Source organism: Thioalkalivibrio sp. ALRh (genome assembly GCF_000381425.1).
Taxonomy (GTDB): domain Bacteria; phylum Pseudomonadota; class Gammaproteobacteria; order Ectothiorhodospirales; family Ectothiorhodospiraceae; genus Thioalkalivibrio.
This window is the reverse complement of sequence record NZ_KB906519.1, coordinates 1,318,970-1,341,476: the sequence shown is the minus strand read 5'-3', so window position 1 is coordinate 1,341,476 and position 22,507 is coordinate 1,318,970. Positions and strand designations below refer to the sequence as shown.

Genomic DNA, 22,507 nt, shown 5'->3' with positions numbered 1-22,507 from the left:
CTCGGAGTGAGCGACAAAATTGTGTACACGTCAGACGCCGGTTTCGACGAAGACGTCCTGAAGGCGGATCAGCCAGTCCTGGTGGACTACTGGGCCGAGTGGTGCGGGCCCTGCAAGATGATCGCCCCCATTCTGGATGAAATCGCCGAAGAATACGCCGGCAAGGTCAAAGTCGCCAAGCTGAACATCGACGAGAACCCGTCCACGCCGCCGAAGTACGGCATTCGCGGGATCCCGACGCTGATGCTGTTCAAGAATGGCGATGTCGAAGCCACCAAGGTCGGCGCATTGTCCAAGTCGCAGCTGACCGCTTTCCTGGACCAGCACCTCTGATCCGGCATACCCCGGGGTCGCATGCGGCCCCGGGGTTGCAGTACCAAAAAAACGACGCCACCAGGCCTTGCCCCAAGCGGGCGCGTCGCTTACCATCGGTTCAGTTCAGGCGGTCGCCAGACCGCAACCTGCCCCCGATACTCAATCCAAGGCAAGCCGAGCGGCCATCCCCGGTCGCCGATCATCCACGTTGAACACAGCACCCCACGAATGAACCTGACCGAACTGAAGCGGATGTCCGCTGCCGATCTCGTCGCCTTTGCAGAAGAAAAAGGCATCGACAACATGTCCCGCGCCCGCAAGCAGGAGATCATCTTTGCCCTGCTGAAGGCCCATGCCAAAAGCGGTGAAGCCATCTACGGTGACGGAGTCCTGGAGATCCTCTCCGACGGCTTCGGATTCCTGCGCAGCGCCGACAGCTCCTATCAGGCCGGGCCGGACGACGTGTACGTCTCCCCCAGCCAGATTCGACGCTTCGGGCTGCGTACCGGCGACACCATCGCCGGCAAGATCCGCCCGCCCAAGGACAACGAGCGCTACTTCGCGCTGCTGAAGGTCTCGGAGATCAACTTCGAACCACCGGAGAATGCCCGGCACAAGGTGCTGTTCGAGAACCTCACGCCGCTGCACCCCTCCAAGCGCATGCGCATGGAGCGCGGCAACGGCTCCACCGAGGACATCACCGCCCGCGTCATCGACATCGTGGCGCCGTTCGGCAAGGGCCAGCGTGGCCTGATCGTCTCCCCGCCCAAGGCGGGCAAGACGCTGATGCTGCAGAACATCGCCCAGAGCATCGCGACCAACTACCCCGAGTGCTACCTGATCGTGCTGCTGATCGACGAGCGCCCGGAGGAAGTCACCGAGATGGACCGCATGGTCCAGGGCGAAGTGGTCTCGTCGACCTTCGACGAACCGGCCCAGCGCCATGTGCAGGTCGCCGAGATGGTGATCGAGAAGGCCAAGCGCCTGGTCGAGCACAAGCGCGACGTGGTGATCCTGCTGGACTCCATTACCCGCCTGGCGCGCGCCTACAACACCGTCGCCCCCAGCTCCGGCAAGGTGCTGACCGGTGGCGTGGACGCCAACGCCCTGCACCGTCCGAAGCGCTTCTTCGGTGCCGCGCGCAATGTGGAGGAAGGCGGCAGCCTGACCATCCTCGCCACCGCGCTGGTCGAGACCGGCTCGAAGATGGACGAGGTGATCTACGAGGAGTTCAAGGGCACCGGCAACATGGAAGTGCACCTGGAGCGCCGCATCGCCGAGAAGCGCATCTACCCGGCGATCAACGTGAACCGCTCCGGCACCCGCCGCGAAGAACTGCTGACCGCGCCGGACGAGCTGCAAAAGCTCTGGATCCTGCGCAAGTTCCTGCACGGGATGGACGACATCGAGGCGATGGAATTCCTGCTCGGTCGCATGCAGTCCTCGAAGACCAACTCCGAGTTCTTCGACCAGATGAAGCGCAGCTGACGCGAAGCGGGCCCCGCGCCCGCCTCCCGTCATCGCGAGCGCCAGCGCAGCGATCTCCAGGGGCGGGCCAGGCGCTCGCCGTGCAAGGACGGCGTATCAGCCGGGCACCGGCTCGAAGCTGACCAGGCGGTCCAGCCGCCACCACTGCCGCCGACCCTCGGCGTCACGCAGGATCAGATACTCGGCCCCGCGCCGCGTGCGCAGATCCAGCGGCCGCACCACCGCAATCCGATCCATTTCGCCCCGGCGCCAGTGGGTGCGCAGGTGTTGCCCGCGCAGGATCGCCAGTTCCAGTTCGGAGTAGCGCTCGCAGGCAATCGGCGTGTACGGCGGGGTCACACTCATCCCCCCTCCCGAATGGCCTCCACCTGCGGGATCTCGGCGTCCGGGGACTCGACGCGCCGAAACACGATGGGGGCGCAGCACACGGCGCAGTCCTCGATCCATTCCTGGTCCGCACTGACCATGTCCACCGTCGTCTCGCCCGGTTCGCCACACCAGGGGCAGGTAAAGCCGACAAACTCCACCGGTCGCATCACCGCACCTCCTCCGGGCCCGCTATGACCCGGGCCCCGGCTGTCACACCCGCCATGTCTTCCGGCAAAAACCGCTCCAGAATGTCATTGAGAAAGGCCAGGCCACGTTCGGTCGGCTGCAGGCGCTGCGGATCGGACACCAGCAGACCCTCTGCCCGTAGCGTGCCCAGCGCCGGTTCCAGCGTAGTCAGGTCCAGGCCGCAGCGCTCCTCGAAGCAATGCGCGGGCACTCCCTCCACCAGACGCAACGCGTTGAGCATGAACTCGAACGGCAGCTCGGCCTCGGGGACCGCCTGGTCGCGGTGCTGCTCGGGCGTCTCCAGGTAGGCCGCGGGCTGGCGCGGCTTGGTCCGCCGCAACACCCGCCCCTGGGACGGCAGTGTCAACTTGCCATGGGCCCCGGCCCCGATGCCGAGGTAGTCGCCGAACGTCCAGTAGTTGCGGTTGTGCCGGCATTCCCGCCCCCTCGTGGCGTACGCGGAAACCTCGTATCGAGTATAGCCAGCCGCAGCCAGCACACATTGTCCTTGTGTGAACAATTCCTCGATCGTGGAATCCGGTGGCAATACCGGGGGCCGGGCTGCGAAATAGGTGTTGGGCTCCAGGGTCAGCTGATACCAGGAGATGTGCTCGGGTCCCTGATCGACCGCGGCCTGGAGGTCCGACAGCCCAGCCTCGACAGACTGCTGCGGCAGGCCGAACATCAGATCCAGGTTGATGTTGTCGAACCCGGCGCCGCGGGCATACTCGACCGCGGCATGGGCCTCGGCCCCGCCGTGGATGCGCCCCAGTCGCTCGAGCATGGCGTCGTCGAAGCTCTGGATACCCAGCGACAGCCGGTTGACCCCGGCCTCGCGGTAGCCATGGAAGTACGCGCGATCCGCAGTGCCCGGGTTGGCCTCCAGCGTGATCTCGGCATCCGGGCGCAGGGGCAGCCGCGCACGCAGACCGGAGAGCAGGTCCGCCAGCGCCTCGGGCGGGAACAGGCTGGGTGTGCCGCCGCCGATGAACACGCTGTCCACGCGCCGCCCCCAGACATCCGGCAGCTGCGACTCGAGGTCGCGCATCAGCGCCTCGACATACGCGTCGAACGGGGCCTCGCCCCGCGGCTCGTGGGAGTTGAAATCGCAATACGGGCACTTGCGCACGCACCAGGGCAGGTGCACGTACAACGCCAGCGGGGTCGGGAATACGCTCATCCCGCGAGCATAGGCGCCGGCTCAGTGATCGGCACGTTCCCGCAGTTGTGCCACCAGTTTGGCCAGGGCCTGGCCGCGATGGCTCAGGCGATTTTTCGTCTCCGGGGGCAGTTCGGCCGAGGTGCAGCCCTCCTCGGGCACAAAGAACAGCGGGTCGTAGCCGAAGCCGTTGGCACCGCTGGGCTGCTCGACGATGCGGCCCGGCCAGACCCCTTCGGCGATCAGCGGCGAAGGGTCCTCGGCATGTTCCAGAAACACGACGACTGCGCGAAACCGCGCGGCTCGCTGGGCCTCGGGGACGCCCGCCAGCGCCTCCAGCAGCTTGGCGTTGTTCGCGGCATCGTCCGCCTCCGGCCCCGCATAACGCGCGGAGTAGATGCCCGGCTGGCCGCGCAGGGCGTCGACCTCCAGGCCCGAGTCATCGGCGATCGCGGGCAGGCCGGTATGCTGCGCGGCGTTGCGTGCCTTGAGGATCGCGTTCTCGACAAAGGTCAGCCCGGTCTCGTCGGCCTCGGGCACCGCGTGCTCCGACTGCGGCTCGATCGCCAGCCCCAGCGGCTCCAGCAGGGCCCGGATCTCGCGCAGCTTGCCGGGGTTGCCGGTGGCGAGGACGACGCGACGGGATGGGTCCATGGCTCAGCCCCAGGGAGACACTGACTGATGGACACGTTCGCGCTCGAGTCGATTTTGCGTGCTGACAAGGCGTGGTGAGCGACGTGTAGCCGAGCTACATAAGCGAGCCGCAACGCAGTCAGCGAGCAAAATCGGCCGAGCCCCGTCCGTCAAGAATTTGTGGGGTTGGCACCCCATGTTCCCCGATCCTGCGTTGCGCCGCTTGCCGGTAGCACCACTACCGACTGCACGCCGCGCCTGGTCTCGGGAAACATGGGGCGCCAACGCGAACGTGTCCATCAATCAGTGTCTCCCTTGGCCAGCGCCGCCCGCTGGGCCTCGACGATCTGCTGGATGCCCTTCTCGCCCAGATCCAGCATCTGGTTCAGCTCGTCGCGGCGGAAGGCATGGCCCTCGGCCGTCCCCTGGATCTCGATCACGCCGCCGGCCTCGTTCATCACCAGGTTCAGGTCGGTCTCGGCCTGGGAGTCCTCGTCGTAATCCAGGTCGAGCACCGGCGCACCGTTGAAGATGCCCACCGAGATCGCCGCCAGGTGCCCGTGCAGCGGGTCCTTGCGGATCATGCCCTGCTCGCGCGCCTTGCGGATCGCGTCGCGCAGGGCGACATAGGCACCGCTGATCGAGGCGGTACGGGTCCCGCCGTCAGCCTGGATGACATCGCAGTCGACGATGATCTGGCGCTCGCCCAGGGCCTCCAGGTCAACCACGGCGCGCAGGGAGCGGCCGATCAGACGCTGGATCTCCATGGTGCGTCCGCCCAGCTTGCCGCGCGCGGCCTCGCGCGCCATGCGGTCGTGCGTCGAGCGTGGCAGCATGCTGTACTCCGCCGTCACCCAGCCGCGACCCTTGTTCTTCAGCCACGGCGGCACGCGCGACTCGATGGTCGCGTTGCACAGCACCCGGGTGTCGCCGAACTCCACCAGCACGGAACCCTCCGCGTGCCGGGTGAAATGGCGGGTAAAACGCACCGGGCGCATCTCGTCGGCTTGTCGGCCACTGGGTCGCATGCTTGATCCTTGCTAGATTGGAGTGGCGCGCAGTATACGGGAGACGGGAGAGGCTCTCACATGAGCGCGCCCGCGGCGGATCTGGGGCAAAGGCGGCCGAAGACGCCAGCAAATCACACGCGCACCGGGCTGTTACCACGCGCAGGGCTATCAACAGGGGACCTTATGATCGCGAGCATGACCGGCTTCGCCCGGCAGCCGATGACGCTGGACCAGGGCGTTTACGACTGGGAACTGAAGAGCGTCAACCATCGCTATCTCGAGTTGCGCATCCACCTGCCGGAGGCCCTCCGCGCGCTGGAGCCCGAGGTGCGCAATCGCCTCAAGAAACGGCTGAGTCGGGGCAAGGTCGATGTGGTGCTGCGCGATCGCGGCCAGTCGGGCGGCTCGCCCACCGCATTCGACGTGGACCGCGTGCAGTCGCTGATCGAGGCGACCGAATCCGTCGCCGACATGATGAAACACGATGCCAGCGTGTCGCCGCTGGATATCCTCGCCTGGCCCGGGGTGCTGGAGGGGGCGAAAATCGACGCCGACCGCCTTGCGGCCCCCGTTCTTGCCGAGCTCGACGCCGCGATCGACGCCCTGGTGGCAATGCGCGAGGCCGAGGGCCAGGAACTGGTCAACGGCCTGCGCGATCGCCTGGAGGCCCTGGCCGAGCATGTCATGTTCATCCGCGAGCGGCGCGAGCCGATGCTGGTCGAACAGCGCGAACGCACCCTGAGCCGCATCAACGAGCTGGACCTGAGCCTGGACCCGAAGCGGCTGGAGCAGGAGGTGGCGCTGCTGGCACAACGCCTGGATATCGCCGAGGAGCTGGATCGCATCGACGGCCACGTGAAGGCGGTGCGCGAGATCCTGGACAAGGACGGCCCCAGCGGGCGGCGCCTGGATTTCCTGATGCAGGAGTTCAACCGCGAGACGAACACCCTCGCCTCCAAGTCGCATGACCTGGAGATCACCCGCGCGACCGTCGAGATGAAGGTCCTGATCGAGCAGATGCGCGAGCAGGTACAGAACCTCGAATAATCGGTGCTTCCTTAATGCATCGCTACCGCGTGCACCTGTCCATCTCGCGCCACGAGATGGAGGACTACTACACCGGGCGCGCGGCGGTCGTCTACGCCGAGTCGGAAGGCGGCATCAGCGTGCAGTTTCCCGCCCGGCTGCTGCGTCAGCACCTCGACCAGCGCGGCGTCTATGGCGTGTTCGAGTTGGCCACCGACGACCAGCATCGCCTGCTGGATTTCCGCCGCCTCACACGGCCCTGACAGCGCGCCGCAGCCCCCTTTCCCACCCCTTGAAATTTACCCGGCGGCCCCTATCTCCATGGGTGAGTCAGAGTTGACACCCGGAAGAGGAGGGTAAAGCCATGACAATGATGCGTTACGAACCGTGGAGCCTGCTGGGTCAGCTGTCGCGCGAACTCGGCCGCATGCCGGATATGCCCGGCACGGACGACTCCGCCGCGACGTCCGACTGGGCGCCTGCCGTGGATATCCGCGAAGAGACCGATGCCTACGTGCTGCACGCCGACATCCCCGGCGTCGACCCGAAGGACATCGAACTCCACATGGAGAACGGCGTGCTGACCCTGCGCGGCGAGCGCAAGCACGAAAGCGAAGAGGAAAAGAACGGCTACAAGCGGATCGAGCGGGTGCGCGGCACCTTCTTCCGCCGCTTCTCGCTGCCGGACACCGCGGATGCCGAAAACATCTCCGCGCGCTCCGAAAACGGGGTGCTGGAGGTTCGCATTCCGAAACAGGCACGCGTACAGCCACGCCGGATCGAGATCACGGGCTGATCCGGCACCAACCCTGCCGGCAGCCGTCACGGCTGCCGGAATTCGGGCGCTGCCGGCGCAAGCGGGCGGCGCCTCGTTTTTTGATGGCGGCAACAGGATCATCGCCACCCGTTTCATGAAGCCGATGCACGGGTGACAGCCGAATCCCGGCTATCATGGGAAAGATCGGATACGGGCCGACAACCACCAAGGGATCCGGGTGTCCCCCGGGGATCGGACAGAGGCAACTCTGGGAGTGCAATGGAATACAAGGACTACTACAAGATCCTCGGCGTCAGCCGCGACGCCAGCCAGGACGCCATCAAGAAGGCGTACCGCAAGCTGGCGCGCAAGTATCACCCGGACGTCAGCAAGGACCCGGATGCCGAGACCCGAATCAAGGAGGTCAACGAGGCCTACGAGGCCCTCGGCGACCCGGAAAAGCGCAAGGCCTACGACCAGCTCGGATCCAACTGGCGCCAGGGGCAGGACTTTCGTCCGCCGCCTGGATGGGACGGCTGGGCCCAGCACCGTGGCGCGGGCGCCGGAGGCGGAGCCGATTTCGGCGGCTTTTCCGACTTCTTCGAGTCCATCTTCGGCGGCGCCGGGATGGGTGGCGCGGGCCGTCGCCGCGGTGCGGGCGGCTTCAACATGCGTGGTGCCGACCGCGAGGGTAAGGTCGAGATCACGCTCGATCAGGCCCTTAAGGGCACGGAGATCTCCGTCAACGATGCCGACGGGCGCGTGCAGCGCGTGCGTATCCCGGCCGGGGCCAAGGACGGCTCGCGCCTGCGCGTGCGCGGCCAGGGCGACCCGGGCGTGGGCACCGGCGGCTCTGGCGATCTGCTGCTCGAGATTCGCATCAAGCCCGACAGCCGCTACCGCGTCGAGGGCCGCAACCTCTCCCGCGACATCCCGATCACCCCCTGGGAGGCCGCACTGGGCGCCACCATCGAGGTCCCCACACCGCACGGCTGGGTCAACCTGAAGATCCCGGCGGGTTCGCAGTCCGGCAAGCAGATGCGTCTGAAGGGCAAGGGCCTGCCGGGCAAACCGCCCGGCGACCTGTACCTGAAGCTGATGATCCAGGCCCCGCCCGAGGACGAGGCCGGCGACTGGTACCGCAAGATGGCGGAACAGTCCTCGTTTGCCCCGCGCGCAGGGCTGACACCGTAGTTCACGGACACGTAGTGCACGGACACAAGGAGCGCGCATGCGTCGGCTGGTCTCTTTCCTGATTCTGCTGTCGACCCTCGCCTGGGCCGGCCCGGCCCTGGCACAACTCCCCGCCGAGGTCGACGGCCAGCCCCTGCCCTCTCTGGCCCCGATGCTGGAACGCACCATCCCCGGGGTCGTCAATATCGCCACCCGCGCCCGCGTGGTGGAATCCGTCAATCCGCTGTTCGACGACCCGTTCTTCCGCCGTTTCTTCGACCTGCCCGAGCGCCAGCGCGAACGCGAGCGTCAGGGGCTCGGCTCGGGCGTGATCGTGGATGCGGCCGAAGGCACCATCCTGACCAACAGCCATGTGATCGCGCGCGCGGACGAGATCCTGGTGACCCTGTACGACGGGCGCCAGTACGAGGCGGAGGTGGTTGGTACCGACCCGGCAACCGACGTCGCCGTGATCCGCATCGACGCGGAAAACCTGCGCGCGATCCCACTGGCGGATTCCGATGCCCTGCGCGTCGGCGACTTTGTCGTCGCGATCGGCAACCCGTTCGGCCTCGGCCAGACGGTGACCAGCGGCATCGTCTCCGCGCTGGGGCGCAGCGGACTCGGCGGCTCCGGGTTCGAGGACTTCATCCAGACCGATGCCTCCATCAACCCGGGCAACTCGGGCGGCGCGCTGGTGAACCTGCGCGGGGAACTGGTCGGCATCAACACCGCCATCCTGGCGCGCGGCGGCGGCAACATCGGCATCGGGTTCGCGATCCCGACCAACATGGCGCGCCAGATCCAGGATCTGCTGGTCGCCGAGGGCCGCGTCGAGCGCGGCGCACTGGGCGTCGGCATCCAGGACCTGACGCCGGCGCTGGCGCAGGCCTTCGATCTCGACGTTACCCAGGGCGCGGTCATTACCGACGTACAACCGGACTCCGCCGCGAGCCGTGCCGGGATCGAGGCCGGCGACGTGGTGCTGACCATCGACGGAAAAGCCGTGCGCAATGCCGCGGACCTGCGCAACCGCCTGGGTCTGCTGCGGGTGGGGAGCGAGGTGGAGATGCTGGTCCTGCGCGACGGGCGCGAGCGCACCCTGACCACGCGCCTGGAACGCCCCGAGATCCGCCAGGCCGAGGGCGCTGCGATCCATCCACGGCTGGAGGGCGTGCGCCTGGCGGAACACACACCGCCCGGTGCCAGTCGCAGCCGTGTCGTCATCATCGACGTGGAGGCGGGCACCCCGGGCGCCCGAGCGGGGATTCGCCCCGGCGACGTGCTGCTGGCGGTCAACCGCCAGCGCGTCGAGCACCTGTCCGATCTGCCGCGCCAGCTATCGCCGCACCAGGCACTGGAGCTGCAGCTTCGCCGCGGCAATCAGACGCTCTATCTGACGTTGCGCTAAAGCGCAGCTTTGGCAGGGGCTTCGCCTGCAGGCAGGCTCCCACAGAGCTTCGTCCACCTCGCCGCCGCCCCCAATGTCGTCATCCCGGAAAGCGCGCAGCGGTTATCCGGGGTCTCGGGGCCTGATGTCAGCCTTGTGCAGGAGATCGCGGCTCTCCGCTTCGCTGCGGCCGGGATGACCGGGCCTGGCAGACTGCACCTCGAGCCGGGAAGGATCAGAAGCCGGGGGTGTTTTTCTCGACCCAGCGGTCGCTGCCGTCGGCGAGGCGTTCGCGCTTCCAGAACGGGGCCTCGTGCTTGAGGCGTTCCAGGATGTCGGAGCAGGCATCGCGCGCGGCGATCCGGTGCGCGGACCAGGTGGCCACCAGCACCAGGGCATCGCCCGGCCGCACGTCCCCTACACGATGCGCGACCAGACAGCCCAGCAGCGGCCAGCGCGACTCGGCCTCGGCGACGATGCGCTCCAGTTCGCGCTCGGTCATGCCGGGATAATGCTCCAGGAACAGCCCGGTCACAGTGTCGTCTTCGTTGAAGTCGCGCATGCGCCCGACAAACACGCTGGCCGCCCCGCGCGCCTCGGCCGGGATATCCCGCTCTGCACGGGCCACCAGCGCCCAGGGGTCGAAGTCTTCACTGTAGAGCTCGACGGCCACCTCAGCCCCCGGTCACCGGCGGGAAATAGGCGACCTCGTCACCATCGCGCACAACCGTATCCAGTGCAGCCTGTTCCTGGTTGACCGCCACCATCAGGCGTTCCGGCGGGGCATCGCCATGCAGATGCCGCCAGAGATCCCCCACCGAGATCGATTCGGTGGGCAGCTCGGCCTGCTCGTCGGCGCGCCCCATTTCCTCGCGCAGGCGTGCAAAGTAGTGAACAGTTACGGTCATGCGGGCCCCTGTCATCACGGGTTCAAGTCAAGCATTATAGCGACGATGAACGATTTCACTCACTTCGATGCCGAAGGCCATGCGCACATGGTCGATGTCGGCGACAAGTCGATCACCCACCGGGTGGCGATTGCCGAAGGCCGCATCCACATGCAGCCGGAGACCCTGCAGCGTATCCGCGAAGGCCGCCATGCCAAGGGGGACGTTCTGGGGATCGCTCGTGTCGCGGGTATCATGGGAGCCAAGCGTACCGGTGACCTGATCCCGCTGTGCCACCCAATCGGTCTGACGCGGGTGGCCCTGGAACTGGATATCGAGAGTACCGCCGTCCGTGTGCAGGCGACCTGCGAGGTCCACGCCAGGACGGGCGTGGAGATGGAGGCCCTGACTGCGGTCTCCACCGCGCTGCTGACGGTGTATGACATGTGCAAGGCCGTGGACCGCGGCATGGTGATCGATGGCGTGCGCCTGCTGGAGAAGCGTGGCGGCCGCAGCGGCACCTGGCGTGCGGACACGACGCAAGGAGAACCCCGATGAAATGGATCAAGCGCCTGCTGGCCCTGATCGCGATCCTGTTGCTTTTGGCCGTGATTGTCGCCGTTTACCTGGTCGCGACCTTCGACGCCAACGACTACAAGGAGCGCATCGAGGCCGAAGTCCGCGATGCCACCGGTCGCGAACTGACCCTGGAAGGCCCGATCGGCCTGACCTTCTTCCCCAACCTCGGCCTGCGCCTGGAAGAGGTTCGCTTCGGCAATGCCGAGGGCTTTGGCGACGACCCGTTCGCCGAGCTGGATGTCGTCGATGTCTCCGTGGCGGTGATGCCGCTGCTTCGGCGCGAGCTGGACGTGCGGCACATCGAGGGGGATGGCGTGCGCCTGAACCTGGCGCGCGACGAAGACGGGCGCACCAACTGGGACGACCTGACCGAACGTGCCGAGGATGCCCGCGACGAGGCCGTCACCGGCGACAACGGCGAGGAACGCACCGCCACCGAATCGCGTCTGGCCATGGAGCGCATCGGCATCGCCGGTGTAACCCTGACCAACACCCGGGTGCACTGGGACGACCGCATGACCGGACTGCAGGCCACGCTGGATCCCTTCCGCCTCGAGGTCGGTCGCTTCCGCCCCGGGGTGGAAACACCACTGGAGATGGAGGCCGTGGTCAACGCCGAGGGCGGTGACCTGGACGAGCCGGTCGAATTCGCGATGAACCTGGAGGGCCTGATGAATCTGGACCTCTTGAGCAATCGCTATTCCATCCGCCGCCTGAACGCGAACTTTGGCGTAGAAGGCGCCGGACTGCCGCGCCCGATCGGCGTCTCGCTGGAAACCGACGTCGCGCTGGAAATCGCTGACGAGACCAAGATGCGCTTTGAGCGCGTAACCGTTGGCGTGGGTGATGTGCGCCTGACGGGCTTCACCGAGCTGACCGGGCTGGGCGCCGGCGAAGAGCTGGCCGTGCGCAGCGAACTGCGCAGCAACACCTTCTCGGTCCCGGACCTGATGGAAGATATCGGTCTCGGACCGCCCAAAACCAATGACCCGGACGCCCTCAAGCGTGTAGCGCTGGACCTCTCGGCCCGCGGCAGCCTGACGTCACTGGAGCTGAGCCCGTTCCTGGTGACCATCGACGATACACGGCTGACCGGCAACGCCCGGTGGGACACCAGTGGCGAGCGTCCGCTGTTCGACTTCGACCTGAGCGGCAACGAGCTGAACCTCGATCGCTACCTGCCACCCGAAGTGGAACAGGCCCGCACCGAGGGCGGCCCCTCGAATGGCGAACGCGACGACGATGACGACATCGCCATCGAGCTTCCGGTGGAGCTGCTGCGCGGGATCGACGTACGCGGCGAGATGGCGCTGGAGCGCCTGGACGCTCTGGGTATGGTGATGCGCAACATCCAGCTGGAGATCCGCGCCAACGAAGGCGACTGGCGCATCGACCCGCTGGAAGCGCAGGCCTACGAAGGCCAGCTGACCAGCCGCGTGCGCGTCGACGTACGCGAAGACACCCCGCGCTACGAACTCGCGGCCGACCTGGCCGACCTGGACATCGGCGCCCTGCTGGAAGACATGCAGGGCGATGACGCGCGGCTCATGGGCATCGGCGATCTGGAACTCGATATCGCCACTCGCGGAAACACCGTCAACGCGCTGCGCAGCGCACTGAACGGCTCCGGCTCCATGCAGTTCTCCGACGGTGCCGTTCGTGGCATCAACGTCGCCCAGGTGATCCGCCGAGCGGAGGCGCGCCTGCGCGGTGAACGGCTGGAAGAAGACGAACCCAACCAGACCGACTTCAGCGACCTGACCGGCACCTTCGACATTCGCGATGGCGTCGTGCACAACGACGACCTGGTGGCCAACTCCCCGCTCCTGCGCGTGCGTGGCGAGGGCAGCGCCGATCTCACCGACGACACCCTCGACTACCTCGTGAACACCACCATCGTGGGCACTCTCGAGGGCCAGGGCGGACGCTCCCTGGAAGACCTGAGCGGCATCCGCCTGCCGATCCGTGTCTCGGGTACCTTTGGCGACCCCAGCTTTCGGCTCGATCTGGAAGACATCCTGCGCGAGCGCTTCGAGGACGATGTCCGCGACCGCCTGGGCGAAGAAGAAGAGCGCCTGCGTGATCGCCTGATGCAGCGCCTCGACGGCGATCGCAGTGACGACGCCGAAGGCGAGACGGAAGAGTCCGGCGAACGCGATCTTCGACGCGAGCTGGAACGCGGCCTGCGCGAGCGCCTGCGGTAATCGTGCCGGCGAACTCGGCATTCAAGCGGCCGGCCTTCGAGGCCGGCCGCTTCATTTCGACACCCCCGCAATGACACCCTTTGCCGAACGGCTGCTTGCCTGGTTCGCCCGGCACGGCCGCAGCGACCTCCCCTGGCAGCACCCTCGCACGCCCTATCGCGTCTGGGTCTCCGAGATCATGCTGCAGCAAACACGCGTGGAAACGGTGACCCCGTACTTCCTGCGCTTCATGGAGCACTTCCCCGACGTCGAATCCCTCGCGGCCGCCGACCAGGACACGGTCCTGCATCTGTGGTCCGGCCTCGGCTACTACGCCCGCGCCCGCAACCTGCATCGCGCCGCACAGCACATCGTGAGCGAGCATGGCGGAGACTTTCCGGATACGCGCGAGGCCCTGGAACAGCTCCCCGGCATCGGCCGCTCCACGGCGGCCGCGATCATCGCCCAGGCCCACGACCGGCCGGAGCCCATCCTGGACGGTAACGCCAAGCGCGTCCTCGCCCGCCACGCGGCCATCGAAGGCTGGCCCGGCAGCCCGAGCGTCCAGCGCGAACTGTGGGCCGAGGCGGAGGCACGCACCCCGACCACCCGCTGCGCCGACTACACCCAGGCCATCATGGACCTGGGCGCCCTCCTGTGTACGCGCACGCGCCCGGACTGCCCGCAGTGCCCCGTAGCCGGCGACTGCCAGGCCCTGGCGCAAGACCGGACCGGAGAGCTGCCCGCGCCGCGCCCACGCAAGGACCTGCCCACGCGCATCCGCCACGCCGCCCACCTGCAAACCGTCCAGGGCAGCCTGCTGGTACAACGCGCGGCACAGGGCATCTGGGGCGGGCTGTACAGCCTCCCCGAGGCCGCCGCGGCGCCCGAACTCGACGAGTGGGTGCGCAGCCAGTGGCCGCAGGCCGAGGCACAAGACACCAACGGGTTGCGCCACACCTTCAGTCACTACCACCTCGATCTGCGCATCCACTGCTACCGGCTCCCGCCGAACGCGTGTGGGATCATGGAAGGCGACAGGGCGATTTGGTATAAACCCGGCACATCACGGGCGGTCGGCATCCCGGCTCCCATCCAGCGTTATCTGCACGAACACAAGGATTCCGGCAATGGCACGAACCGTTAACTGCGTGAAACTCGGTAAAGAGGCCGACGGGCTCGATTTTCCGCCCTACCCCGGCGAGATGGGCAAGAAGATCTACCTGAACGTGTCCAAGGAGGCCTGGCAGGCCTGGCTCGGCCACCAGACCATGCTGATCAACGAATACCGCCTGACCCCGGTCGATCCCAAGGCGCGCAAGTTCCTGGAAGAGGAAATGGAAAAGTTCCTGTTCGGCGATGGTTCGGAAAAGCCGGAAGGCTTCGTCGACCCGAACCAGTCCTGATTCCCGGCGGTTCGGCGGCGATTGCTTGACGTAGCCGCCACGGACCGCTTTAATACCGCCCTTCGCCCGAAGGGCGAATCCCTCCGAGAAATGGCCGGGTAGCTCAGTCGGTAGAGCAGGGGATTGAAAATCCCCGTGTCGGCGGTTCGATTCCGTCCCCGGCCACCATTATCTCTCCTGTGGCACCATCCTTCCCATGAGCGTTCGCCGTATCCTGCGCATGGGGCACCCCGACCTGCGTCGCGTCTGCGACCCGGTACCCGAATCCGATTTTGACAGCCCCGGGCTGCACGCCCTGGTGGACGACCTCGTCGATACTATGCACGCCAGCGAAGGCCTCGGCCTGGCTGCTGCCCAGATCGGCGTTCCGCAACGCGTGGCTGTGATCGAGATCCAGCCGGGCAATACCCGCTACCCCGGCGCCGTACCGACCGGCCGCCTGGTGCTCGTTAATCCCGTCGTCACCGTGCTGGACCCAACCCCGCAACGCTACTGGGAAGGCTGCCTGTCCGTACCCGGGCTGCGCGGTGAGGTCACCCGGCCGCGCCACATCGCCGTGGATTACCGCGAGCCCGACGGCACGCCCCGCCACCTGGAACCCGAAGGCTTCCTCGCCACCGTGTTCCAGCACGAGATCGACCACCTCGACGGCACCCTGTTCATCGACCGCGTCACCGACACCACTCGCCTCGCCTTCCTCGACGAATACCGCGAGTTCCACGCGGAGCCGTAGTCATCACGCCCCGTGGAGGCGCGGCCATGCGTTGCGCACCACCTCCGCCCCCAGCGCATCCAGCAGCGGGTGGGCCGCCAGGCCGAGCAGGCCATCGGTCAGGGGATTCTCGTCGCCGCAGCGCACGGCCAGATCCAGATGCGTGCCGCGCGCGCTCGGCGTCAGCCGGTAGCAGCCCTCGCAGGATAACCCGGCCAGCGCGCGCCAGCCGAGCAGGCGCGGCGGGACCGCGACCAGCACCTCCACATCGAACGTCAGCGGCACCCCGGCCACCCGCACACGCCAGCGGTAGCGCTCGGGTCCGACGCGGGTAATGGACTCGATGGCCTCGCTGTAGGCGGCGAACGCCTCCACCCGGGCCATCAGCTCGAACACCGCCTCCGGAGCAGCGTCGATCTCCATCTCGTGGTGGATCACCGACATCGCCCACCGCTCCAGGTGGCAGGGTCGCCGCCGGTCGGGCCGGCGGCCCAGGCCCGATCAGTCGTGCACGATGATGCGGGAGCCCGAGGCGTCGATATCCACGCGCGAGCTGGAGTAGGCACAGGCCTTCGCGATATCTTCCAGCGCCGGCATGTCATTGAGCTCCGCCAGATGATGCAGCAGGCTGCTGCCTTCGCAGTCACGCGGCATGCCGTTCTCGTCCAGCGTGCAGCCGAACTCGCCCTCGTTCACCGACCAGTCCATGTCCGCCGGCATCTTCAGCACCACCGGCTCCTCGTGCATCACCTGAAACTTTGCCCGCATGGCGCTCTTGCCGTCCTGCCAGTCGAGCACCGGCATGTTGTCTACGCTGCGCATGGTGTGCCTACAGGCAAGATCCGACGCCAAAACTCATCCGGCGTCTCGTCTACCTTTCAGCCATCACTCCAGAAGAGTGGGCACCATCCACGTGGGACGCTCCGGATGATGCAGGGGCGGCGAAGGCGGCATTTCAGAACCGAGCACCTCCAAGCGGAGTGCGGACCCCACAAGCCGCACCTCCGCCGCCGTCTCGAGTCTAGAACACCTCAACGCCCTTCGCCGGCCTGCGAAATCCAAAGGTAGACCCCCCGCGGTCCCTTCAACTGCCCTTCCAGGCCCAACGCCTACAGCAGAGGCAAACATGGAGCGCCAGCGTAATGTTTGTCCTGCTGGCTGTGCTTGTTAGGGGCTGTTTGATATTTATGCTAATTAGCTAGTGTACTAATACCTGTATAGCTGCACTGATTCTGGGTGCTTATCATGTAATTCAAGCAACAGATTACCAATATATGACTCTTCGTCACTTACATGCAAAACCAAGGTGTCTATTGCGCGTGTCAATGGAATCATTATCCATTTTTTTGCATATTCCATCGCTGATTCTTCATCATCAAAGAACATGTCACTTTTTTCTCCTTCCGAAATTTCTGCATTAGAACGCTTATAGTCAAAAAATTCATCTAGCCCGAAATTAACAACGACCCACCCCTCTAGCCCCCTGCAAGACTCATACTGAACAATACGATATTGCTCCAAACTTGTCGGATACGCACCACGTAATTCTGGATTAACTGCATCCCAAGTCCTTAAGCCCCACTTTTGATACTGCTCTGCCACGATTGATGATTTATCCCCACTCATACTGGTTTTTACCCAAGTTGGCGGAACGCAAAAAAGCATATCAATCGGGTGATTTCCGTCATCTTTAGCTGTTGCGGAGAGCCTTCTGTGGAACTGCTCCGACAGAGCATCACCTATGACGATAATAACTCTGCCACCATGAGCCTCAGGTAAGGGTTGCAGATTCCATTCGGCATATTCGATTTGTTCAGCAAAATAGCCAACAGCTTGGCAAAGGCTGGACTTTAACCTTAGGCTTTTCCGTAGCGGAACAATCTGGGACTTTGATCGATCGATTCCCTCTCTCCAATCGATTCTTTCTACACCACGAACAAATTGGTCTACTCCATCAGCGATAACAACTTTTTCAAATCCATATAACTGATAAATTAAATCCCTTTCACTGGCAGGCCAGTCTTGTGATTCATCTATCAAAACCAAATCCCACGCAAGGTTTTTGCTGGCCGTTGCCCTTGCTTGCGATATATCATCATCAGAAAGAGCGCCATCACGAATATATGTGAGCGCCATATCCATGTACTTCTCATACTCTGCCAAGAAATTAGGTTGTTGTTTAGCTATAACGCCTAGCTGCAATAGCCACTCATGAGTAAAACTTTGAATGGTCTTTATTGATATACTGCCTCTACCAACAGCATCTTTTGCACCTAACAATGCTAGCAACCTACGTAGATCGGCAACTAAAGCACGGTTATATGTTAAAAGGACAACGCGAAATCCCATCTCGTCATACGCTTGGTACGCCGTTCTTATTAGCCGAACTGTTTTACCTGTCCCGCCACGACCACGGTATATGAGTAATTGCTTGCCGAGCTTTTCTGCATATTGCTGTTGAGTTCGATCCAGAATAGATTTGGTAATGGCCTCTAATCGTTTCCGATCGATTTTTGATGGTTTTAATCTGCGTGAAAATATTTCACAAATACTATGGAGATAACTCCTTGAACTAAAAGAAGCTAAATCTTTATTGTTATTTAACGAGGACAATGTGGAGCAAAAGCCCTCCCAGTCCGAGTCCATGCCAAGAATATTATTTAATGATTTCGGTAACTGTGTTTTAGAAACTGACGTAAGCCATATTAAATTATTTATATATGGAGAGCTTTTATTTCGATTGTTCTTCTTTATGTAGTCTCGTACAGAATATTTTTGACCTTCACTCTGATTGGTTACGTCGTGATCTTGTCCATTGTATTTAACAATACACTTCGCACCTTCAAACCTAACAGCCTCACCGGAATGTGATTTTACTTCAATGCATGCACAAAATGAGTGGATTCCATAAGGTTTTTCACCTTCCCTATAATCAGCAAAGATTACAAGCAAGTCTATATCTTGAAATCGCTGCCCAAAGCATTGGATTGACGGAAATATATGGAGCACTAGGTCGCGTTCTTGTTCAATCTCCGGCATTGCTGTAGACGCAGCTAGCGCGAGCATTTCTGCCGCTCTGTACTCAGACGAGCTATCTTTCGTTCCGTGTATTTGCAGCATATTTGGATCTGGCACCAAACAGTAGATTAGACGGAATCTGTCATATTGGTTAAATACAGATTCTGCATATCATCCCGACGTTCTCCTCTCGGTGGCACACGGCCACGAGGAAACCATACCCTTATCATGGTCGTGGTCGTCGCGTCGAGTGGCAGGGCGCCCCACGCGCTGGGCCGAACGATTTTCGTCTCTTGGTCAAAGTCTTACACCGGCCCACCGGGCCAACATAGGGGAGGCGGAGGGGCTGACCTTAAAGGCTTGCGGGTGCGCTGAGCCGGGTCGATGCGAGGAGATCGGCGGCACGAGCGTGAGAAAGCACGGTGCTATACAGAATCTGTATATCACCGTTATCGCAGTGTGGCGTGACGACCGGAGACACCACGCGTGGCCCGAGAAACGAGCTTCCGGCGGGAGCTGTGGCGGCGTTCCCTGGTACGATCCGGCCAGGGGGAACCGGGAGCCGGTGTTGGAAACGCTCAAGGAAGCGAATCAGGTGGTGGTCTGCGGCATTGTGGAGGATGCACAGGGGCGGATCTTTCTGGCGCGTCGCGGGGCCAATCAACCGTTGGCGGGGTATTGGGAATTTCCCGGTGGGAAGGCGGAACCGGGGGAAGGCCTGGAGGCTGCGTTGTGCCGCGAATTTCGGGAAGAGCTGTCGATGGGGCTCCGGGTAGGGGAAGAGATTGGGCGTACGCCGATTCCGGGTAATGGGGGCCTTGAGTTGGTGGCGCTGCGCGCGTGGACGGATGACGAAAGCCCGGTGCTGACCGTGCACGATCGGTGGTGCTGGGTCTCGCCGCCGGAGGCGCGCGGGCTCGAGCTCGCGCCTGCGGACATCCCATTGCTCGAAGCCTTCATTGCCGCACGTTCCGAATGAGCCGAGATAGCGCCGCCAAGTCCCTGTCCAGTGGCCAATGGGTCGGCCTGCATGAACGGTTGGATACGCCGCGGGTACGACAGGCGCTCGAGGCCCTGGGGTTGGAGGACCACGCCCGCTGGAGCCAGAGCCTAGAGGGCGACGATCTGGGGATGAGCCTCGTCGCCGAGCTGTCTCAGCGGCTCGCGGAGCGCGCGGGTGAGCTGCGGGAAAAGGGACACGACGATTGGACGCGGGCCGTGCAGGGGCTGGCGGATGCGCTGGCGGCGGCGGGGCATCCGCTATGCGGGATCGAGGAGGACCTTCCGGAGCCGCCGTTTCGGCAGTTGCTGGAGGTGCGTTCCCCGGCGGCCGACCGGGTGGGGCAGCAGGAGACACCGCGGCCGGATGTTCCGCTGGCTCTGTCCAGCCTGCTGACTGGATCCGATCGCACACCGAGTCTGGTCACGCAGATCGATAAAGAGCTGGCCAGTGCGGAGCGGGCTGATTGGTTGGTGTCGTTCATCAAATGGAGTGGCATTCGCGCCCTGCGCGAGACGCTGAAGCGCTTTACCGAGACCCCGACGGCCGATGGATCTCCCAGGCTGCGGATTGCGACGACCTCATACCTCGGAGCCACGGATCTCAAGGCGATCGAGTTTCTGCTGAGCCTGCCGAACACCGAGATCCGGGTCTCCTACGACACCCACCGCACGCGCCTGCATGCGAAGGCTTACCTGTTCCATCGCAACACAGGCTTCGGTAGCGCCTACATCGGCTCGGCGAATGTCTCGCGGGTGGCGATGGATGAGGGCCTGGAGTGGACGGCCAAGGTCAGCGAATACGAGCTGCCGCACATGTGGCGCCAGATCCAGACGTCGTTCGAGGCGCATTGGGCAGACCCGGCGGAGTTTGAACCGCTCACCACAGACGACCTCCCCCGCCTGCAACAGGCGCTGGAGTCGGAATCCAGCTCGGGGCCCGGGGCGCACAAAGACGCCACCGCGTTCTTCGACCTGCGGCCGTATGCCTTTCAGCAGGAGATCCTGGAGGACATCCAGCGCGAGCGCCGTTCGGGCATCGACCGTCATCTGGTGATCGCGGCCACCGGGACCGGCAAGACGATGATCGCCGCGTTCGACTATCGGCGCTTTGCGCGTGAGCAGGCGGACAAGGGGCGCCCGTCGCTGCTGTTCATCGCCCACCGCGAGGAGATCCTGCGCCAGGCGATGATGACCTTCCGTCAGGTCCTGCACGACCGAGAGTTTGGCGACGTGCTGGTGGGCGGGGCGCGTCCGAGCCAGGACCGCCATCTGTTCTGCACGGTGCAGAGCTGGAATGCACGGGACCTCGATCACCTAGACCCGGCGCATTTCGATTACGTGGTGCTGGATGAGGCGCACCACAGTACTGCCGGCAGCTACCAGCGCATCCTCGAGCATGTGCGGCCTAAGTGCCTGCTGGGCCTGACGGCGACGCCGGAGCGCACGGATGCCGACGATATCCGCAAGCACTTCGGGCAGCGCTATACCCATGAGATCCGCCTGCCGGATGCGATCGAGCGTCGGTTGCTGGTGCCGTTCCATTACTTTGGCGTGGCCGACCATGAGTCCGTGGATCTGAGCCGGGTGAGCTGGCGGCGCGGGGGCTATGACGCCGAAGAACTGGAAGGGGTGTTCACCGGCAATCGGGCGCGCGCCGATTGGGTGCTGCGGCAGGCGCAAGAACACGCGACGGATCTCGGCTCGGTTAGGGGCTTGGGTTTCTGCATCAGCTGCGACCATGCCCGATTCATGGCCGAGCATTTCTCGGCCAAGCAGGTGCCCAGCGCGGTGCTGACTGGCGAAAGCCCGGATCACGAGCGGCTTTCGGTACAGCGCGATCTGCGCGCGGGGCGCATCCGCTTCATCTTTACGGTGGACCTCTACAACGAAGGCGTAGACCTGCCGGAGGTGGATACCGTTTTGCTGCTGCGCCCGACCGAGAGCCTGACGGTCTACCTACAGCAGATGGGCCGCGGCCTGCGCTTGCACGAGGGCAAGCCGCACCTGACCGTGCTGGATTTCGTCGCACCGCAGAATCGGCGTTTTCGTTATGCCGCTCGGTTCCGGGCCCTGAGCGCGCGGCCGGAGAAGCGGGTGGATCACCAGATTCAGGAAGGCTTCCCTTGGTTGCCCAGCGGCTGCCTGATCCACCTCGACCGCCTGGCCACCCAGCACGTGCTCGACAACATCCGTGCGCAGATCAACCGCCAGCGACCGCAGCTCGTCCGCGAGCTGAAGGACTGTTTCCGGGAGGACATCGACTCCGCCAGCCTGCCCAAGATGCTGGACTGCCTGCATATGGATAAAGCGGAAGACCTGCTGCGCAAGGACCTGCCCTCCCGGCTGCGCGCGGACTGCGGAGGCGAGTCGACCGAAGCGCTGGGACCCTATGCCAGCGGCCTCAAACGCGGGCTGCAGCGCTTGGCGCGGTGTGACGATCACCAGTTGCTGGAAACCCTGCAGACCCATCTGGCGCAGCCGGCCGCGAACGTGGAGCAGCTTGCCGAAGAAGATCGGCTCCGGCTGGCCCTCGTCCACAGCACGCTATGGGGCAAGACGCGGCCGGGGGACGGGGGCCTATCCGCCGTGGACGCCTTCGTCCGCGAACAGCGCCCCCTGTACCGGGATCTCCAGGAAGTCGCCGCCTGGCGACACGAGCGACTCGTCCCCGCCAGCGGCATCACCTTCCCGGAGCAGACGGGGCCACTGGAACTGCACGCGTCCTACACCCGCGAGCAGATCCTGCTGGCGCTGGGACTTGGTAGCCTGGAGAAGCCCATCACCCAGCAGGAGGGTGTGCGGCACGTACCGGAGCGGCGGGTGGATGCGTTGTTTGTGACCCTGGAGAAATCCGAGCAGGAGTTCTCACCCACCACCATGTACGAGGACTACGCCCTCAACGAGCGGCGGTTCCACTGGCAGTCGCAGTCCGGCACCTCCCCCACCTCGGAGACCGGGCAGCGTTACATCCACCACGAGGCGCGTGGCTACACCCCCATGCTCTTCATTCGGCGGGCCAAGCGCGATGCGACGGGCCTCAGCGAGCCATTCACCTTCTGCGGCCCGGTGCGCTACCAGCACCACGAAGGCAGCAAGCCGATGAGCATCATCTGGGAGCTGGAGTACGAGCTGCCCGCGCGGCTCCTGCACCTCGCCCGCCGCACGGTCCTGTAACGGGAGAGACTGCCCGCTTGCGGACGGCCGCCTCAACGGA

At 64.4% G+C, this 22,507-nt stretch carries 24 protein-coding genes and 1 tRNA gene; 15 read left to right on the top strand and 10 right to left on the bottom strand.

Features of this window, described 5'->3' with window-relative positions; genetic code table 11:
* The first annotated feature begins 6 nt into the window (after positions 1–6).
* Positions 7–333: a thioredoxin TrxA gene (trxA, locus tag F791_RS0106380; RefSeq protein ID WP_012983830.1), complete on the top strand. Its 327-nt coding sequence runs from the start codon at positions 7–9 to the stop codon at positions 331–333.
* 210 nt (positions 334–543) lie between these two features.
* Positions 544–1,803, top strand: coding sequence for a transcription termination factor Rho (rho, locus tag F791_RS0106375; protein WP_012983831.1), 1,260 nt, complete (start codon positions 544–546; stop codon positions 1,801–1,803).
* 96 nt (positions 1,804–1,899) lie between these two features.
* Here the strand turns inward: rho and F791_RS0106370 are convergent, their stop codons facing one another.
* The 5 genes from F791_RS0106370 to rph form a co-directional block, all read right to left on the bottom strand.
* Positions 1,900–2,148, bottom strand: coding sequence for a transcriptional antiterminator, Rof (locus F791_RS0106370; protein ID WP_018174972.1), 249 nt, complete (start codon positions 2,146–2,148; stop codon positions 1,900–1,902).
* The gene (locus F791_RS0106365) at positions 2,145–2,339 is read right to left on the bottom strand and encodes a CPXCG motif-containing cysteine-rich protein (RefSeq protein ID WP_018174973.1); all 195 of its coding nucleotides are present in this window, start codon (positions 2,337–2,339) and stop codon (positions 2,145–2,147) included. The genes F791_RS0106370 and F791_RS0106365 overlap by 4 nt, the downstream gene beginning before the upstream one ends.
* Positions 2,339–3,538, bottom strand: coding sequence for a radical SAM family heme chaperone HemW (gene hemW / locus F791_RS0106360; RefSeq protein WP_019592363.1), 1,200 nt, complete (start codon positions 3,536–3,538; stop codon positions 2,339–2,341). The genes F791_RS0106365 and hemW overlap by 1 nt, the downstream gene beginning before the upstream one ends.
* A 21-nt stretch (positions 3,539–3,559) precedes the next feature.
* Positions 3,560–4,171 (bottom strand): RdgB/HAM1 family non-canonical purine NTP pyrophosphatase, encoded by a 612-nt coding sequence (gene rdgB / locus F791_RS0106355; protein WP_019592362.1) that lies wholly within the window; start codon positions 4,169–4,171, stop codon positions 3,560–3,562.
* Positions 4,172–4,449: 278 nt separating this feature from the next.
* Complete coding sequence (gene rph, locus F791_RS0106350; protein WP_012983836.1) at positions 4,450–5,178, bottom strand: ribonuclease PH; 729 nt, start codon at positions 5,176–5,178, stop codon at positions 4,450–4,452.
* A 165-nt stretch (positions 5,179–5,343) separates the two neighbouring features.
* On the opposite strand from rph, the gene F791_RS0106345 reads away from it, so the two are divergent.
* The 5 genes from F791_RS0106345 to F791_RS0106325 all read left to right on the top strand — a co-directional run bounded on the left by F791_RS0106345 (position 5,344) and on the right by F791_RS0106325 (position 9,527).
* The gene (locus tag F791_RS0106345; RefSeq protein WP_018174976.1) at positions 5,344–6,207 is read left to right on the top strand and encodes a YicC/YloC family endoribonuclease; all 864 of its coding nucleotides are present in this window, start codon (positions 5,344–5,346) and stop codon (positions 6,205–6,207) included.
* A gap of 14 nt (positions 6,208–6,221) precedes the next feature.
* Entirely contained in the window at positions 6,222–6,449 is a 228-nt protein-coding gene (locus F791_RS0106340; protein ID WP_019592361.1) for a DUF2835 family protein, read from the top strand.
* A gap of 101 nt (positions 6,450–6,550) precedes the next feature.
* Positions 6,551–6,982: an Hsp20/alpha crystallin family protein gene (locus F791_RS0106335; RefSeq protein ID WP_012983839.1), complete on the top strand. Its 432-nt coding sequence runs from the start codon at positions 6,551–6,553 to the stop codon at positions 6,980–6,982.
* A 240-nt stretch (positions 6,983–7,222) separates the two neighbouring features.
* Positions 7,223–8,137 carry a DnaJ C-terminal domain-containing protein gene (locus F791_RS0106330; RefSeq protein WP_019592360.1) on the top strand — a complete coding sequence of 305 codons (915 nt, stop codon included), beginning with the start codon at positions 7,223–7,225 and terminating at the stop codon, positions 8,135–8,137.
* Positions 8,138–8,174: 37 nt separating this feature from the next.
* Positions 8,175–9,527 carry a Do family serine endopeptidase gene (locus F791_RS0106325; protein WP_018139469.1) on the top strand — a complete coding sequence of 451 codons (1,353 nt, stop codon included), beginning with the start codon at positions 8,175–8,177 and terminating at the stop codon, positions 9,525–9,527.
* A 214-nt stretch (positions 9,528–9,741) separates the two neighbouring features.
* Here F791_RS0106325 and F791_RS0106320 read toward each other — a convergent pair whose 3' ends face one another.
* Together F791_RS0106320 and moaD are read right to left on the bottom strand one after the other, a co-directional pair.
* Positions 9,742–10,179, bottom strand: coding sequence for a molybdenum cofactor biosynthesis protein MoaE (locus tag F791_RS0106320; protein ID WP_012983842.1), 438 nt, complete (start codon positions 10,177–10,179; stop codon positions 9,742–9,744).
* Between the two features lies 1 nt (position 10,180).
* On the bottom strand, positions 10,181–10,414 hold the full coding sequence (gene moaD / locus F791_RS0106315; protein WP_018139470.1) for a molybdopterin converting factor subunit 1: 234 nt from the start codon (positions 10,412–10,414) through the stop codon (positions 10,181–10,183).
* Positions 10,415–10,459: 45 nt separating this feature from the next.
* Between moaD and moaC the strand changes: the two genes are divergently transcribed.
* From moaC to def, 6 genes are all read left to right on the top strand, one after another.
* The gene (gene moaC, locus F791_RS0106310) at positions 10,460–10,951 is read left to right on the top strand and encodes a cyclic pyranopterin monophosphate synthase MoaC (protein WP_018139471.1); all 492 of its coding nucleotides are present in this window, start codon (positions 10,460–10,462) and stop codon (positions 10,949–10,951) included.
* Positions 10,948–13,176, top strand: coding sequence for an AsmA family protein (locus tag F791_RS0106305; protein ID WP_019592359.1), 2,229 nt, complete (start codon positions 10,948–10,950; stop codon positions 13,174–13,176). Before moaC ends, F791_RS0106305 begins: the two co-directional genes overlap by 4 nt.
* 70 nt (positions 13,177–13,246) lie before the next feature.
* Complete coding sequence (gene mutY / locus F791_RS0106300) at positions 13,247–14,302, top strand: A/G-specific adenine glycosylase (RefSeq protein WP_019592358.1); 1,056 nt, start codon at positions 13,247–13,249, stop codon at positions 14,300–14,302.
* Positions 14,286–14,561, top strand: a complete 276-nt coding sequence (locus tag F791_RS0106295; RefSeq protein ID WP_012983847.1) for an oxidative damage protection protein — start codon at positions 14,286–14,288, stop codon at positions 14,559–14,561. Before mutY ends, F791_RS0106295 begins: the two co-directional genes overlap by 17 nt.
* A 92-nt stretch (positions 14,562–14,653) precedes the next feature.
* Positions 14,654–14,729, top strand: a tRNA-Phe gene (locus F791_RS0106290).
* Positions 14,730–14,757: 28 nt separating this feature from the next.
* The gene (def, locus tag F791_RS0106285; protein WP_019592357.1) at positions 14,758–15,294 is read left to right on the top strand and encodes a peptide deformylase; all 537 of its coding nucleotides are present in this window, start codon (positions 14,758–14,760) and stop codon (positions 15,292–15,294) included.
* Positions 15,295–15,297: 3 nt separating this feature from the next.
* Here the strand turns inward: def and F791_RS0106280 are convergent, their stop codons facing one another.
* The 3 genes from F791_RS0106280 to F791_RS13685 all read right to left on the bottom strand — a co-directional run bounded on the left by F791_RS0106280 (position 15,298) and on the right by F791_RS13685 (position 18,393).
* The gene (locus tag F791_RS0106280; protein WP_019592356.1) at positions 15,298–15,717 is read right to left on the bottom strand and encodes an SRPBCC family protein; all 420 of its coding nucleotides are present in this window, start codon (positions 15,715–15,717) and stop codon (positions 15,298–15,300) included.
* Positions 15,718–15,774: 57 nt separating this feature from the next.
* Positions 15,775–16,095 (bottom strand): hypothetical protein, encoded by a 321-nt coding sequence (locus F791_RS0106275; RefSeq protein WP_019592355.1) that lies wholly within the window; start codon positions 16,093–16,095, stop codon positions 15,775–15,777.
* A gap of 384 nt (positions 16,096–16,479) precedes the next feature.
* Positions 16,480–18,393, bottom strand: a complete 1,914-nt coding sequence (locus F791_RS13685) for an AAA family ATPase (protein ID WP_156000512.1) — start codon at positions 18,391–18,393, stop codon at positions 16,480–16,482.
* Between the two features lie 463 nt (positions 18,394–18,856).
* On the opposite strand from F791_RS13685, the gene F791_RS0106270 reads away from it, so the two are divergent.
* Together F791_RS0106270 and F791_RS0106265 are read left to right on the top strand one after the other, a co-directional pair.
* On the top strand, positions 18,857–19,270 hold the full coding sequence (locus F791_RS0106270; protein WP_081622277.1) for a (deoxy)nucleoside triphosphate pyrophosphohydrolase: 414 nt from the start codon (positions 18,857–18,859) through the stop codon (positions 19,268–19,270).
* Positions 19,267–22,467 carry a DEAD/DEAH box helicase gene (locus F791_RS0106265; RefSeq protein ID WP_019592353.1) on the top strand — a complete coding sequence of 1,067 codons (3,201 nt, stop codon included), beginning with the start codon at positions 19,267–19,269 and terminating at the stop codon, positions 22,465–22,467. Before F791_RS0106270 ends, F791_RS0106265 begins: the two co-directional genes overlap by 4 nt.
* The last annotated feature ends 40 nt before the right edge of the window (positions 22,468–22,507 follow it).